The following is a 15470-nucleotide window of genomic DNA, read 5'->3' as shown; positions in this document are numbered from 1 at the left end:
CTTACCTTCTTAATATTCTATATGGATCTAGCTTCCTAAAATCTAAAAACATTTCTCCTATTCCTACTAAGACATATATATTCGTCAATTTTAAGAAAAAAGTAAATATTATTATAATAAAGGTTAAAGTCTTGGAAAACTTCTTTTTATGAATTAAATAATAGCTAATTGTTGCTACACCATTTATCATAAAGGTTATCATAGCCAATCCAGATGTTGCTATAAATAAATAGTCACCACTTATTATTCCCTTGGATTGAAGAATAATTGATATGCAAACTAAAGCTATTAACAATGCTCCAAACAAATTAGTTATATAAAAATGTGTAAAAGAAAGAACATTAACTGATTTTTCTTTTAATCTGCTTAAAACTACCCTACTAACAGTCATATTAATATAGGCAGAAATAAAGCTATAAATTGCTATAACTATAGGAATATATCCTACAATAACATCTTTAGTTAAAAGCTTCTTCATTTGATCTACAAACACAAGATTTTCCTCAGGAATTCCCATGTTTAAATAAGCTTTTTTAGTAAGTTCTAAAGATTCATTCATATATTGTGATGTAGTTATAAAAAATTCATTTAAGAAACCCATTATACTTTTATTTTCAACTAACCATATTGTAAATAATAAAGTTAATACAGTAGATAAAATTCCTGATAAAATCAACGCTATTAGAGTAAAATATGAACTTTTTTCTGACTTAATACAATATCCCAAAGTTAAACCTACGATAGCGTAATCTAATGCAGCTGTAATTGCTGCTATAGGATTTATCACAAAGCAAGTTAAAATGATGCTAACTATAATGCAGCTAATAGTAGTCTTAAAATTTTGTCTTAAATAAAGTACGGTAATTGGTATTGGAAGAAGTGCTGTTCCAACTATAGACAATACTGGAACATATGCTGTAATAATAATTAGAATAATTATAAATACTGACATAAATGCTGCTTCCATTATAGATTTAGTGCTATATTTCTGATCTTTCATTCTTTCCTCCGTTAGTTTCTCTCTTTTAAATGATTGTAAAGCTTGCTTAAATCTTTTCCTTCTCTTTCTAAGCTATCTTCTTCAACTATTCCTAATTTAAGCTTTCTTTTCATACTCTCATCTACTGCTAAATGAGAATATCCTAGCCTTTCTGCTAACATATACAATATTATTATTGCGCCTGAAATGCAATCTAAAATAGCATCTTGAGCTACGTTGCTACCTTTACTTAGCAATTTAAAAAAATCCCCTATAACACATAACAGCTCAGCTTTTAAATTTTCAATAATTTTTACACTAGACATGATATTAAAATCTTCTTTTCTCATATCCCCAACCCTTTCCTAAGCTATAAGTCTATTTTAGTTTTTTTTCAATATTTATGCAATAAGATATTGACATTAGGAGCATTTTATTATAATTTATAAAGTTATATAAATATATTTTACAAATTAATTAGTATATTATATCCATTTACATATTATGGTTTATATTATACTATAAAATTCAAATTAAACCTACAACTCCATATTTAAAATTAATTTCTATGTAAAAATAAAAACAGATTCCTTTCGGCATCTGCCTTATTTTTCTCAATATTTTATTTATGAATGTATTCATTCAGCATACTTTTAACCTCTGGCACATTTGAAATAATATCATCTATCAACCATTTGCCATCAATCCTTATATAATCTTCATGATCAGCATAAATTACCCAATCCATATCGCTAGAAGAAAAAAACTTTTCTCTGTCTATTCTTTCATATGGATTACCTATATCAGTATCTATGTTCTTCACTTTCCCATAAGGATTAAACATATCAACATCTATTTCAAAATGTGTTTCTTTATGAGTATCTATTTCATATACCTTTTTTATTCCATGATTTATAAGTATGTTTCTTAAAATTTTAGGTGTGACCTTTTTATCTATAAAAAAATAATCACCAAACAATGAATGATCTTCATTCCTGCGAAAATTTCTACGAGATTCTACTATACGATTTTTTATTTCCTCAGCTTCCTCATTTTTTAAAACTCTTCTATAAAATAAAGGCTCTGAATATCTTAGTCTTTTTTCATTTAATGATATTATAAAACTTTTAAATTCCTCTTTTTCTTCTTCCACAGCTTTATGCATTATTTCTTCTTTTCCAGATGAATAAGAATGCATGCAATAACTATTTATATCTATATATGCATTTTCACAAGAATACACAATATACTTTTTTAATTCCTTTATTGTTTCAAAATCTTCTGGTATAGTTTTTTCAATCTCATTTAGTATAGTGCTTAAAATTTTCTCTCTAGCTAATGAATCATTTAATGGTTCAAGCTCGTATTCTACATAATTCCTTGTTCTAAAATATCTATGATCAACACTATTAAATAAATGACTATACTTGTTAAACCAAAATGCGCCATGATAAATGCAATATCTTCTAGATTCCTTATGTAAATTAGTTATTATATTCAATGCTTTTCCCCCTTTTAAGTTTATATAACTTTTTACTGAATATAAAAATAATTTCATTAATACATATTAATATTGTTATAGATTTACATACTTATTTAACATATTCTGAGTGTTAGGTACCTCTGAAATAATCGCATCTATTAACCGCTGCCGCAAATATATATATCCCCTTCATGGTTAGCAGAAATCACCCAATCCATGTCACTAGAAGACCAATACCTATCACTTTCACCTTCATCATAGGGATCAAATATAGAAACATCAATTTCTCTATATATTTTTCTACCTGCATATATCCCATATAATTTCTTTATACCTCGTTTAATAAATATATTTCTTAATATCTGTGGTGGTAATTCTTTATCTATATAAAGACAATTGCCATACAATATATCTTTATCATCACAAGTTAATTTTCTATAGATTTCCCTTAAGGATTTTTCAATTGCTTTACCTTCTTCTTCAGTGAGAACTTTTCTATAAAATAACGGTTTAGCATTTTGAAGATTTTCTTCATCTAAAGATGTTATGAAATTTTTTAATTTTTGTTTTTCATCCTCTACAGCTTTATAGACTGCTTTTTCTAAATAGGTTTTATACGGCTTAAAAATGTATTCATCTTCATTAATTTTTGAATCTTCTATGATGTATATAGTATGTTTTTTCATATCTTCTATTGTTTTAAAATTTTTAGGCATTGTTTTTTCAATTTTATTTAATATAAGCTCTAATATTCCTTTTCTTGAATTTGTATTACTGTATTCTTCAGCTTGATAAAAAGCAAATTCTTTTGTTTTATTGTATCTATAAATATTTTTTTTCCCTAGCTCAGAACTTCGGTTTTCCAAAAAGGCAATATTATATATACAGTATCTTCTTACCTGATTATACAGGTTTACTATTGTATTCAATACTTATCCTCCTTAAAAAATTTATAGACAACAAGTATTTTTATTGTTGCCTCTTTTTACCTTAAATCTGTAGAATTTTGATAATTTTCAGCAAATTTAAACTAATTAAATTATATCATTACTTTTTTAAATAAAGACAATTTTTTGCATATTAATTAAAATCAACAATTTAGCCATCACCTATACTGCGTTAATTTTGACAGAGAAAAATAAGATTAATATATTTAAACATAAAACAAAAGCAGCTTCCTTTCGGTTGCTGCTTTACTTTATTTACTATTCTGTTGTGAATGGTAATAAAGCTATGTTTCTAGCTCTTTTAATAGCTACAGTTAACATTCTTTGGTGTTTAGCACAGTTTCCAGAAATTCTTCTTGGTAATATTTTACCTCTTTCTGTAACGTACTTTCTTAATTTATTTATGTCTTTATAGTCAATAGCTATAGCTTTATCTATACAGAATGAGCAAACTTTTCTTTTAGCTCTTTTTCTGTTTCCGCCTTTTTTACGATCCATTGCCATTACGCTCTCCTCCTTACCTATTAAAATGGAATGTCCTCGCCATCATCCATAGGAGTTATATCATTTGATACAAGATCATCCTGTGGGAATCCGCCGTGGTCATAATTGTTAGTTCTTGTATTCATATCTGATGATTTTTCTCCCCATTCAAGGAAATGAACTTCATCAGCAACAACTTCAGTTACATATCTTCTTGTACCGTCTTTAGCTTCATAAGAACGAGTTTCTATTCTGCCAGCTACACTTATAAGTTTACCCTTACTCATGTAATTAGCAGTGCTCTCAGCTTGCTTTCCCCAAACCACTACTGGAATGAAGTCTGCTTCTGGTTGACCTTCTTTCTTAAATCTTCTATTAACGGCAACAGTAAAAGTGGTTACAGCTGTTCCTGTACCTGGAGTAAATTTTAACTCTGGGTCTTTTGTTAATCTTCCGATTAAAACAACTTTATTCATAAAAACACCACCTACTAGTTTTCTGGATTGATTATGATATGTCTTATAACAGTGTCATTGATTCTGAATACTCTATCTAACTCTTTAGGTAAGTCAGCTTCTGATTTGAAGTTGATTAGAGTGTAGTGACCTTCGTTAACTTTTTTGATTTCGTAAGCAAGCTTTCTCTTACCCCAAACGTCAACATTTTCGATCTCTCCACCATTGTTCTCTATTACACCTTTGAATTTTTCGATATTAGCTTTAACAGCTTCCTCGTCTAATGATGGGTGTAATATGAATATAGTTTCATATGCTCTCATTAGTTTCACCTCCTCCCCTCGGACTAACGGCTGTGCTATACACAGCAGGGATTACATCAATATATTTTACCAGTTTAAAATTAAAAAATCAAGTAAAATATAAATAATAATTATTTTTTGTAGAAAATTCTACCTATTTAGCAACTTATTTAATTATAGCCCATAAATAACCGCATTTATTCTTCGCCTTCTTTTATTACCTTTTTTATAGAACTTTCAAATTTACTTCTAGGAAGCATAATTATTCTTTCACATCCTAGGCATTTTATTTTTATATCAGCACCCATTCTTATAATTTTCCATCTCTTACTTCCACAAGGGTGAGTTTTTTTAGTTTCAACAATATCATTTATATCAAAATCTTTCATAAAATTATCATCCCTTCTATTCTCTTAATTTTTAATGGTTTTCATATAGAAAAACAAATTAAATTACAATATTAAAATTTCTTCTCTAGATTTATTATACTATACAAAATAAATAAAAAATCAATACTATTATAATAAACTATAGTCTTTATGTCATTCTAAATAGCTACTAGTTCTGCAAATTTATAGCCATTATCACAAGTTATAGATTTAAACACTTGATTAAATTTATTATTTGATATCTTATAAAGGTTTTTAAATTCATTTATAATATCTTCATCCGTTTTAAGTTATATTTTTAGTCTTTTATATAAGACATTTGGATATATTGGTAACTATAAATTTATTAGTATGAAATATATGCAAACTTATATTTTCAGTTATAATAACTTTTAAAAAACTTAATAGTCTAATTATGGGGGTGAATTCATGAAAAGAGCTAAAAGGTTCGAAGTTATATCTACACAGGGAACTTTAGAAAATTATAAAGTAATAGTTGATAAAGAAACTGGAGTAAATTACTTATATATTAGTAATGGTACTTCTGGCGGATTGACGGTGTTATTAGATTCTGAAGGAAAACCAATTATAACTAAAAATGAATAATTGCTTATACTACTCATATATTATTGAGCAGCACTAAAATAACTATAAAACCTATGCCAAAATTCATATTAAGGCATAGGTTTTTATTATAAAAATTACATAATATTTTATTTATAAGTTTATCTTTATAAGATAAATAACTAAAAGATGAAGAGGATAGAATACATAACTAAGAAAAATAATACTTAAATTTATAAGCTACATTATAAGTTTTATATAGTTTATCTAGAAACTTTCTTATATTGAGAATTATAGATGAACAATGTGGGCTATAATTTTTTATCATATTTTAGCACTATATTAAAACATAATCTAAAAATTAAAGTCACCATCTAAATTATAAAATTTAAATAGTGACTTTTAGTACATTATACATATTACATACTGCATAAAATATACCTTAACTAGCTATCTTTGAAGATATCTATATTAAAGTTGAACTTCCGTATAAAAACTATCATCTTTTTTAAATATACTTTTAACATTAATTTTTTCTTCATTTATCAGTTCTTTAATACTGCTAAACCCATTCTCATCAACTCTTAAGCTTATTCCACAGCTTTTAGTTATATAAGAAGGTGTTGGCATCATTGTTGCCTTAATTTGTGCTTCAACACATCCACTTTCTGCTTTCATAGCTTCATGGGTGTTATTAAATACTAGTATATAATAAGTGTCCAATAAATTACCTCCTAAATTTTATACTTTTATTGTCTTGCTACTATTCATCATTTCTACAATAGCATACATATTTGTTATTTCTCCAACTTGAACTTTATCTTTTATTTTATAGAAATCTAGACATAGCCCACAGCTATATATACTAACGCCTCTTTCTTTTAGTTTATCAATACTTTCTAAAACTAAAGAACCTTCAACTACTAATTTTACGCCACTGTTTAAAAATACTAAATTATTAGGAATTATATCTGCCTCTGAAAGAGCAAATAAATAGCTTTTCATTAAAGCTTCACCTAAAGCTTCATCTCCATTTCCTAATTTATCACTTGAAACAACAATGGTAAATTTTTCATTTACTTCAAAGCTTTCCTCATTTTTAAAATTTTCTAACTGGCCTTCACCCTTTGTGATTGTTACATGATATAAACTATCCTTTTCTGACACATTGACCTGTAAATTTGCATTTTCTGCAAATTTAACAACATTATTCTTAGCAATTTCATTATCGACTATAGTTGTTGAAACCCCATTTTTAATAGTATCAAAATATTTTTTAGTATTTACTACTGGTAGAGGACAATTAAGTCCTTTACAATCTATTATATGACTCATCATAACTCCCCCTATTTATTTTCTAGTCTTATATAAATTATTACTCTTTAAATATCAATTTATACATTTCCAATTTTAATTAATTTTGTGTTATATTAATATAAAGCTTATAAAAGCTAAATTTATTATATCAAACAAAAGAACTAATGTAATATTTAAAATGTAAATAGATAAAATATTTTGATTAACTTTTTAAATAATGAATATATCTTATCCTTTAGGAGGTCATGGAATGAAAGTTTATTTAGATAATGGTGCAACATCTCATCCTAAACCACAAAACGTATACAATGCTATGCTTAATTATATGACTAAAATTGGTTCTAATGTAGGTAGAGGTGCTTCAAGTTCATCACTTATGGGGAATAAAATAATCTATGAAGCGCGAGAAGCTTTAATGGAATTTTTTAATTTTAATAAAATAGAAAATGTTATTTTTACACCAAATATTACATACTCACTTAATATGCTAATAAAGGGCTCTGTAAAAAAAGGATGGCATGTTATAACTTCTGTTATGGATCATAATAGTACTTTAAGATCATTACATACATTAAAAGAAAACAATATTATAGAACTAGATATAATAGGTGCTTCGCAAAATGGCTTTATAAATATTGAAGAGTTAAAAAATAAAATTAAAAATAACACAAAACTAATTATCTTATCTCATGCCTCCAATGTAGTAGGAAGTATTCAACCTTTAGAGGAAATTGGAAAGCTCTGCAAAGAAAAGAATATTTACTTTATAGTAGATTCTGCACAAAGTGCAGGAGCTATAGATGTTAATTTTGAAGATTTACATTGTAGTGCATTAGCTTTTACAGGTCATAAAAGTTTATTAGGTCCTCAAGGGATTGGTGGTTTTTTAATTGATGATGGATTTAACTCAGAGTGCATTTCAATAATTGAAGGTGGTACAGGAAGCCTTTCTTCAAGTGTTAGTCAACCGCAATTTATGCCAGATAAATTTGAAAGTGGTACTATGAATGCACCAGCTATTGCTGGATTATTAGCAGGTATTAAATTTATAAATAATGAAGGATTACATACCATAAAAGAACATGAGGAATATTTAGCAAATAAATTTATTGATGGTTTATTAAATATGAAAGACATAATAATATATGGTCAGCAAAATATAGAAAATAGAACCTCAACTATATCATTAAACTCTAAAAAAATGGATAATAGTGAACTAGGATTTATACTAGATTCTGAATATGGCATTATAACTCGTACTGGGCTTCACTGTGCTCCATTAGCACATCAAGCAGTAGGTTCTTATCCTAATGGCTCTATCCGATTTAGTTTTGGGTATTTTAATGATTTAAAAGATGTAAATTATACTTTAGATTGCATCAATAAGGTGATCAATTAATTCCTATAACAAATTTTAATATCTAACTATGCACGATTAAGGGAAGCTAAAGCTTCCTTTTGCTTTTTATAAATTGTAGCAACTATTTATAAAAGACTTGCAGTGAAACAGACTATCATAATAAATACCTAAATAAAAATATATATGAATTCGAAGTATATAACCCTCCTCTTTTGGTAATAATTACAATAGGAGGGTTGTGTATGGTAAATAAAATGATATTCGATTCTTTATCTCACGATTGCATATATAACATACGTNNAATTAATAAAGGAAGTCATTCCAATAATTAAGTCAAATAGAGATATTGTAGTTTTATGTATTGGTACTGATAGATCAACTGGTGATAGCCTCGGACCTCTAGTAGGAGAAAAATTAAAATTTTTAGTAAGAAATAGAGTTCATATATATGGCAATTTAGAAAATCCTGTTCATGCCAAAAATCTTGTGGAAACAATGGAAGATATTAATACATTATATCCAAATGCCTTTATTATAGCTGTAGATGCCTCTCTTGGTTCACTACCTAATGTAGGTAAGGTAATCATTGAATCGAAACCTTTAAACCCTGGCTCTGCACTTAATAAAGACTTACCAGCAGTAGGAGACTTAAGTATAACTGGAATAGTAAATATTTCTGGGTCACTTGAATTTATGGTGCTTCAAAATACAAGATTATACATAGTTATGAAATTAGCTGATGTTATAGCTAGTGGAATCTATCATTGTATTCTTAAAGCTATAGGTGGTAAGAAGTTTTCTAGTATAGAAGGTAAAAGTAAAATAGATAATGTTTTAAAAAAGATTGAAATATAGTTAAATTATAGAGTATGTAGCATTCCATAAAATTTTCTTAATACTAAGAAACTCCTAATTTCCACCTGCTACATACTCTTTTTACTTTAAGTTTTTGCATTGTATCCCTAATATTATGTTTCATGTGAAACATATAGATATGAAAAAAGGTTATTAGAGAAAACACTAATAACCTTTTAGTTATCTAATAGAAAATAATCAGTTAAGATTATAAAGATGTTTTTAATAAACCATTAAATCCATGATAGTTGTTTATATTTCTAATCTTATGATATAATACTAATTATTTTTAAAAACATCTTATTATTAAATTTCAGTATTCATAGCTTGATGTAATACTCTTTCTTCCTCCTCTGATAAATCATATCTTGAAATACCTTTGTCTATAGGTTTTGCATATGTAGTACTCTCATTTCTTCCGTAAATACTTGTTAATAGTACTCCATTATTATTTGCATCTAAGAAAGCAACTGAATAACTTAAATCGCTACCTATATTTTCAAAAGCTTTATATCTTATAATAGATACCTTTTGAATACATGATTCAGTTAATGCTTTAGTTGTATTACAAATTTTTATTACTTCGTCATTTTTTTCTTTAATATCGTCAATAGAATCAAGATAACTTAATAACAGTTCTTCAAGATTTTTATTATTAACGCCTCTCATCATTCTTCTATATTTTTTTTCTACCTTATTTAATGATATGAGTGCATTAATTAATAAGATAATCAATAGTGTAACTAATGCTATTAATCCTAGAGTAATATATAACTGATACTCACTGATAAAGTTTATAATTCTGTCCATTATCTTCATCCTTCCTTCATTGTTTCACGTGAAACATTATAACTCTAACAAATCTAAAATTCGTTGTAAATCCTCTTCAGAATAATATTCAATTTCTATCTTGCCTTTATTCTTATTTTTAGAGTTTATGCTTACTTTTGTGTCAAAATAATTTTCTAATCTGCTTGCTAAATCCTTATAATAAGGATTAAAATTTTTATAATCTCTTTTTTTCTTTTCTATTGAATAGTTTTTTATATACTTTTCAGTTTGCCTTACATTAAGCTCTTCATCTATAACTTTTTGTGAAATTTCATATTGAAGATTTTTATCCTCGATAGCAAGTATAGCCCGTCCATGTCCTTCTGAAATTACTCCTTCAATTATATATTGTTGAACCCTATTATCTAGATTTAATAATCTCATACAGTTAGCAATTGCACTTCTCGATTTAGATATTTTTTTACTTATTTCTTCTTGTGTTAGATTATATTCTTTTATTAATCTTTTATAAGCTAATGCTTCTTCAATAGGATTTAAATCTTCTCTAACTATATTTTCTATAAGAGATATTTCCACAACTTCTTTAGAAGTTAAATCCATAACTATAGATGGAATTTCTTTTAATCCTAGAGTTTTTGCAGCTCTCCATCTTCTTTCTCCTGCTACTATAACATAAGTATCATTTTCTTTTCTTAATATAATAGGTTGTATTACTCCATGTTGTTTTATAGATTCTGAAAGCTCCAAGATTTTATCAGGATCAAAATTTTTCCTTGGTTGTTCTTTATCAGCTCTTATAAGATTCATAGAAATTGTAGTAATAGATTTTTCATCAAAAACTTCTTCTTCGATGTTTTCTGGAATAAGTGCACTGAGACCTTTCCCTAAAGCAGATTTTTTTGCCACTATTTATCACTCCTTTGCTTTGACAAAAATTCTTTTGCCAATTTTTCAAATGCTTCAGCCCCTTTACACTTGTCATCATATAGCATTATTGGTAATCCGAAACTTGGTGATTCAGCTAATCTAATATTTCTAGGAATTGAAGTTTCATAAACTTTATCTCCAAAATACTTCTTAACTTCGGCAACAACTTCATTACTTAACTTTGTCCTACTATCATACATGCTTAAAATAACTCCTTCTATTTGGAGTTTTTTATTTAGAGATTTTTTTATCAACTCAACAGTATTCATAAGTTGTCCCACACCTTCTAAAGCATAAAATTCACATTGAATAGGAATTAACACGCTATCAGATGCTGTCAATGCATTGATAGTTAATAATCCTAATGATGGTGGGCAATCTATAAATACATAATCAAAATCTTCTTCTAACTCTTTTATTTTTTCCTTTAAAATTGTTTCTCTACTGGCTTTGTTAATTAGTTCAACCTCTGCACCTGCTAAAGTCATAGTTGATGGTGCCATATAAAAATTGTCTACCAGTTCGCACTTCTTAATTACTTCATTTAATGAAATATCAGTAGTTAATACATCATGCATAGATAATTCTAATTTTCTTTTATCAAACCCTAATCCACTTGTAGTATTCCCTTGAGGGTCTATATCTATTGCTAGTATTTTATTGCCATGCATCGCCAAGTAAGAGCAAAGATTAATGTTAGTAGTTGTTTTTCCAACGCCACCTTTTTGATTAAATACACATATAACTTTCATAGTCAATACCCCCATTCTAAAATCCCCTATGTAATTTGACTTTATATATGTAATTATATATGTATATAAAATACAATAAAAGTCTTATTTAAAATTTTTATGTAAATTTCTTATATAAATTGATATTTGTAATTATTTTTTCCATAACTTCGCTTTGTAAAATTTATTTTTTAAAAAATACTATAGAAAAACTTACACCTATTATCAAGGTATAATAAAAATAATCTTAATAATTTTTATTAATAAGCCATTATAAAACTTTCATGGGCTACTTTAATTGCATCAATAAATTCGAAATCAAAAAAAGAATGTTTCACATGAAACATTCTTTACTATTATTTTTTTTGTATAGTGATTGTCACTTGAATACTATCATCTAATTCCTTTGATCTATATTTAGCATCTATTCCATATTTATCAAATACTTGTTTAATAGTATTTACATATATCTTAGCATTAAATATACCCTTTATTCTCTTCTTTCCATCAGCTGCTATTTCTTGCTGCGATAACTTTAATAGTTCTCTATCTATCAATTGCTCTGTTTTACTTACATTTAAGCCTTTTTCTATAACCATATCTAGCACAGCTTTCTGAAGATCTAAATCTGGCAATTTAAGTAACGCTCTGGCATGACGCTCCGTTAATTTATTTTTTATAATTTTATCAATTAACTCTTTCTCCAGCTTAAGTATTCTAAGTTTATTAGCAATCGTTGATTGCTTTTTACCTATTATTTGAGCTAATTGATCTTGAGTATAAGAATGGTCTTGAATTAAGTTGTAATATGCAACTGCTTCCTCATAGAAATTTAAATCTTCTCTTTGTAGATTTTCTAAAAGGGCAATAGCTGCAGAGTCCTCATCACTTATTTCAATTATTATTGCTGGTACTTCTGTTAACCCTATTTTTTTAGCAGCTCTTAATCTTCTTTCACCTGCTACCAACTCATATGTATCGTCATGGTTTTTTCTAACTGATAATGGCTGTATAATTCCATATGCTTTAATAGATTGCGCTAATTCTTCTATAGTTTCATCATTAAACACTTGTCGTGGTTGATATTTATTTGGTGAAATTAGTTCCGTAGAAATATAAGTTACATTTTTTTCCATAGTAAACCCATCCCTCTATTTTTTTCCTCATATTTACAATTCTCTTTTTGTTTAAAAAACCCTTCTTTTTTTGTGTATTTTTACAAAGAAGTTTATACCATTTTTTTACATTATCTTAGTGGATTCTTTGTTACCATACCTGCTTTTCGAGGATATTTTTTAGGAGTCTCCTTAAATTTCTTTATTACTACTAAATTATGATTTAAGTCGCTACCTTCTATTGTTACTTCCTCTATTCTTTCGACTTTTCCCCCTAATATTTTTAAAGCATTTTTAGCATCATTCATCTCTTCTTCGATAGCTGGTCCCTTTAATGCTACAAAATATCCCCCTATTTTTACATATGGAAGGCAAAATTCACTTAAAACAGTAAGATTAGCTACCGCCCTGGAAACTACTGCATCAAAACCTTCCCTACAATTGTTCTGTTTTACAAAGTCTTCTGCTCTTCCATGTACTGCCTCTATGTTTTCAAGTTTTAGTTCTCTTATAACCTCATTTAAAAAGTTAATCCTTTTATTTAATGAATCTAAAAGAACCATTTCACATTTTGGATTTATAATTTTCATAGGTATTCCTGGAAATCCTCCACCTGTACCTATATCTATTATTCTTTTAGCATCTTTTAATTCATCTATTTTAAATACCTTTATAGAATCAATAAAATGCTTTTTTATTATTTCATCATCCTCTGTAATGGCAGTTAAATTTATTTTTTCGTTCCATTCTTTAATCATATCTTTGTAGAGCATAAATTTATTATATTTATCTTCGTCAAAACTTAAATGTTCGTTATTGCTTGCTTCCTCTAATATATCGTAGTATTTCATGATTATCCCTCCATATATAGCTATTCAGTTTCATTTTCTTGGTTTTTTAATCTATTTCTTTGTTCAAGATAAATCATTAAAACTGAAATATCTGCTGGTGATACTCCTGAAATTCTTGACGCTTGCCCTATATTTACAGGTCTTATTTTATTTAACTTTTGCATTGCTTCAATTCTAAGACCTTTAGCTTCATCATAGTTTATATCTTCAGGTAAAAGCTTATTTTCAAATTTTTTAAATTGAGCTATTTGTTCCAGTTGTTTTTCAATATAACCCTCATATTTTGAAATTATATTTACCTGCTCTGTAACTGCATAGGAAAGCTTAGGTCTTTCAGGATCTAATTCAGCAACTATATAATAGTCAAGTTCTGAACGTTTAATTAGCTCATAAAAACTTATAGGCTTTTTAAGTGGAGCTGACCCTTTGGTATCTAGAAAATCTATTACTTCTTTTTTATTAGTAATTTGAAGATTTTTTAATCTTTTAACCTCATTTTCAATTTGTTCTTTTTTTGTTATGAACTCATTATACCTATCGTCTGTTACAAGCCCTACTTTATATCCCATATCTGTAAGTCTTAAATCTGCATTGTCTTGTCTTAATAAAAGTCTATACTCTGAACGTGAAGTCATCATTCTATATGGTTCATTAGTACCCTTTGTAATTAAATCATCTATTAATACACCTATATATGCATCTGAACGTTTTAATATTAATGGCTCTTCTCCTCTTATCTTCAGTGCAGCATTAATACCAGCTATAATGCCTTGTCCTGCAGCCTCTTCATATCCTGAACTTCCATTAACTTGGCCTGCTGAGAAAAATCCATCTAAATGTTTAAATTCTAATGAGAGCTTTAACTGAGTAGGATCTATACAATCATATTCTATAGCATAAGCTGTTCTCATCATTTCAACATCTTCAAGACCAGGAATGGTCTTAAGCATTTCTATTTGTACATCCTCTGGTAATGAACTACTCATACCTTGAACATACATTTCCTCTGTGCCTTCTCCTTCAGGTTCGATAAAAATTTGATGCCTCTCTTTATCTTGAAATCTCATAACTTTATCTTCAATTGACGGGCAATATCTAGGCCCTGTACTATGAATTGAACCATTATATAATGGAGATCTATGTATATTTTTCATTATTACTTCATGAGTTTTATTATTTGTATATGTTAAATAACAATCTACCTGTTCTCTGTCTATGTTTTCACTCATGAAAGAGAAAGGTACAACCTTCTCGTCTCCTTTTTGTTCCTCCATCTTAGAGAAATCTACTGAACGTCTATTTATTCTAGCAGGAGTTCCTGTCTTAAATCTCCTTAAAGAAATGCCTACGTCTAATAGACACTTAGAAAGATGATTTGATGGATAAAGGCCACTTGGTCCTTCATTATAACTTATATCACCTACAATTACAGTAGATTTTAGATATGTTCCTGTAGTCAAAATTAATGCCTTACAAGTAAAATACGCTCCAAATTTTGTTAAAACACCTTTAACCTTATTATTTTCTACATCTATGCTTATAACTTCAAGTTGCTTTAAGTATAAATTTTCCTCTTTTTCTATAACATTTTTCATTCTTTCAGAATATCTTTTTTTATCCGCTTGAGCTCTTAAAGAATGTACCGCTGGACCTTTAGAGGTATTCAACATTCTTGATTGAATATAAGTATGATCTATATTTATACCCATTTCTCCGCCTAATGCATCAATTTCTCTAACTAAGTGTCCTTTAGCTGTACCACCAATATTAGGATTACATGGCATAAAAGCAACGCTTTCTAAATTCATAGTACACATTAAAGTCTTGCATCCCATTCTTGCTGTAGCAAGCGCTGCTTCACAACCTGCATGCCCAGCTCCAATTACTATAACATCAAAATCTCCAGCCAAATATTTCATA

General features: G+C 27.8%; 18 protein-coding genes and 1 pseudogene. 3 read left to right on the top strand and 16 right to left on the bottom strand.

The window, feature by feature from the left end; all coding sequences use genetic code 11:
• Window position 1: 1 nt before the first annotated feature.
• From B2W91_RS07485 to B2W91_RS07450, 8 genes are all read right to left on the bottom strand, one after another.
• Window positions 2-1000, bottom strand: coding sequence for a DUF2232 domain-containing protein (locus tag B2W91_RS07485; RefSeq protein WP_291579772.1), 999 nt, complete (start codon window positions 998-1000; stop codon window positions 2-4).
• 11 nt (window positions 1001-1011) lie between these two features.
• Window positions 1012-1329 (bottom strand): MazG-like family protein, encoded by a 318-nt coding sequence (locus tag B2W91_RS07480; RefSeq protein ID WP_039634480.1) that lies wholly within the window; start codon window positions 1327-1329, stop codon window positions 1012-1014.
• Window positions 1330-1601: 272 nt separating this feature from the next.
• On the bottom strand, window positions 1602-2480 hold the full coding sequence (locus tag B2W91_RS07475) for a hypothetical protein (protein ID WP_291579771.1): 879 nt from the start codon (window positions 2478-2480) through the stop codon (window positions 1602-1604).
• A 140-nt stretch (window positions 2481-2620) separates the two neighbouring features.
• A complete protein-coding gene (locus B2W91_RS07470) occupies window positions 2621-3391 on the bottom strand; it encodes a hypothetical protein (RefSeq protein WP_291579770.1) in 771 nt (256 codons plus the stop codon).
• Window positions 3392-3667: 276 nt separating this feature from the next.
• Window positions 3668-3913: a 30S ribosomal protein S18 gene (gene rpsR / locus B2W91_RS07465; protein ID WP_414633113.1), complete on the bottom strand. Its 246-nt coding sequence runs from the start codon at window positions 3911-3913 to the stop codon at window positions 3668-3670.
• Window positions 3914-3933: 20 nt separating this feature from the next.
• Complete coding sequence (locus tag B2W91_RS07460) at window positions 3934-4368, bottom strand: single-stranded DNA-binding protein (RefSeq protein WP_039634470.1); 435 nt, start codon at window positions 4366-4368, stop codon at window positions 3934-3936.
• 14 nt (window positions 4369-4382) lie between these two features.
• A complete protein-coding gene (gene rpsF, locus B2W91_RS07455; protein WP_291579769.1) occupies window positions 4383-4670 on the bottom strand; it encodes a 30S ribosomal protein S6 in 288 nt (95 codons plus the stop codon).
• A 176-nt stretch (window positions 4671-4846) separates the two neighbouring features.
• Window positions 4847-5038 (bottom strand): DUF951 domain-containing protein, encoded by a 192-nt coding sequence (locus tag B2W91_RS07450; protein ID WP_291569096.1) that lies wholly within the window; start codon window positions 5036-5038, stop codon window positions 4847-4849.
• 429 nt (window positions 5039-5467) lie between these two features.
• On the opposite strand from B2W91_RS07450, the gene B2W91_RS07445 reads away from it, so the two are divergent.
• Window positions 5468-5644 (top strand): DUF6440 family protein, encoded by a 177-nt coding sequence (locus B2W91_RS07445; protein ID WP_291579767.1) that lies wholly within the window; start codon window positions 5468-5470, stop codon window positions 5642-5644.
• Window positions 5645-6073: 429 nt separating this feature from the next.
• Here the strand turns inward: B2W91_RS07445 and B2W91_RS07440 are convergent, their stop codons facing one another.
• The gene (locus B2W91_RS07440) at window positions 6074-6325 is read right to left on the bottom strand and encodes a DUF3343 domain-containing protein (protein WP_291579765.1); all 252 of its coding nucleotides are present in this window, start codon (window positions 6323-6325) and stop codon (window positions 6074-6076) included.
• Between the two features lie 18 nt (window positions 6326-6343).
• Window positions 6344-6937: a sulfurtransferase-like selenium metabolism protein YedF gene (yedF, locus tag B2W91_RS07435; RefSeq protein WP_291579763.1), complete on the bottom strand. Its 594-nt coding sequence runs from the start codon at window positions 6935-6937 to the stop codon at window positions 6344-6346.
• Between the two features lie 232 nt (window positions 6938-7169).
• Between yedF and B2W91_RS07430 the strand changes: the two genes are divergently transcribed.
• Window positions 7170-8318 carry an aminotransferase class V-fold PLP-dependent enzyme gene (locus tag B2W91_RS07430; protein WP_291579761.1) on the top strand — a complete coding sequence of 383 codons (1149 nt, stop codon included), beginning with the start codon at window positions 7170-7172 and terminating at the stop codon, window positions 8316-8318.
• Between the two features lie 203 nt (window positions 8319-8521).
• Window positions 8522-9134 (top strand): annotated as a pseudogene (yyaC, locus tag B2W91_RS07425) (spore protease YyaC).
• Between the two features lie 306 nt (window positions 9135-9440).
• Here yyaC and B2W91_RS07420 read toward each other — a convergent pair.
• The 6 genes from B2W91_RS07420 to mnmG all read right to left on the bottom strand — a co-directional run bounded on the left by B2W91_RS07420 (window position 9441) and on the right by mnmG (window position 15469).
• Window positions 9441-9944, bottom strand: coding sequence for a DUF4446 family protein (locus B2W91_RS07420; RefSeq protein ID WP_291579759.1), 504 nt, complete (start codon window positions 9942-9944; stop codon window positions 9441-9443).
• A 36-nt stretch (window positions 9945-9980) separates the two neighbouring features.
• On the bottom strand, window positions 9981-10832 hold the full coding sequence (locus B2W91_RS07415; protein WP_291579758.1) for a ParB/RepB/Spo0J family partition protein: 852 nt from the start codon (window positions 10830-10832) through the stop codon (window positions 9981-9983).
• Window positions 10832-11605, bottom strand: coding sequence for a ParA family protein (locus B2W91_RS07410; RefSeq protein WP_291579757.1), 774 nt, complete (start codon window positions 11603-11605; stop codon window positions 10832-10834). The genes B2W91_RS07415 and B2W91_RS07410 overlap by 1 nt, the downstream gene beginning before the upstream one ends.
• 335 nt (window positions 11606-11940) lie before the next feature.
• Window positions 11941-12720: a ParB/RepB/Spo0J family partition protein gene (locus tag B2W91_RS07405; protein ID WP_291579755.1), complete on the bottom strand. Its 780-nt coding sequence runs from the start codon at window positions 12718-12720 to the stop codon at window positions 11941-11943.
• 110 nt (window positions 12721-12830) lie between these two features.
• Entirely contained in the window at window positions 12831-13550 is a 720-nt protein-coding gene (rsmG, locus tag B2W91_RS07400) for a 16S rRNA (guanine(527)-N(7))-methyltransferase RsmG (RefSeq protein WP_291579754.1), read from the bottom strand.
• Between the two features lie 20 nt (window positions 13551-13570).
• A complete protein-coding gene (mnmG, locus tag B2W91_RS07395; RefSeq protein WP_291579753.1) occupies window positions 13571-15469 on the bottom strand; it encodes a tRNA uridine-5-carboxymethylaminomethyl(34) synthesis enzyme MnmG in 1899 nt (632 codons plus the stop codon).
• Window position 15470 lies beyond the last annotated feature (1 nt).

The sequence above is a fragment of the Clostridium sp. UBA6640 genome (assembly GCF_002455975.1).
In the GTDB taxonomy this organism is placed as follows: domain Bacteria; phylum Bacillota; class Clostridia; order Clostridiales; family Clostridiaceae; genus Clostridium_J.
This window is presented reverse-complemented; position numbering and strand designations above follow the sequence as displayed.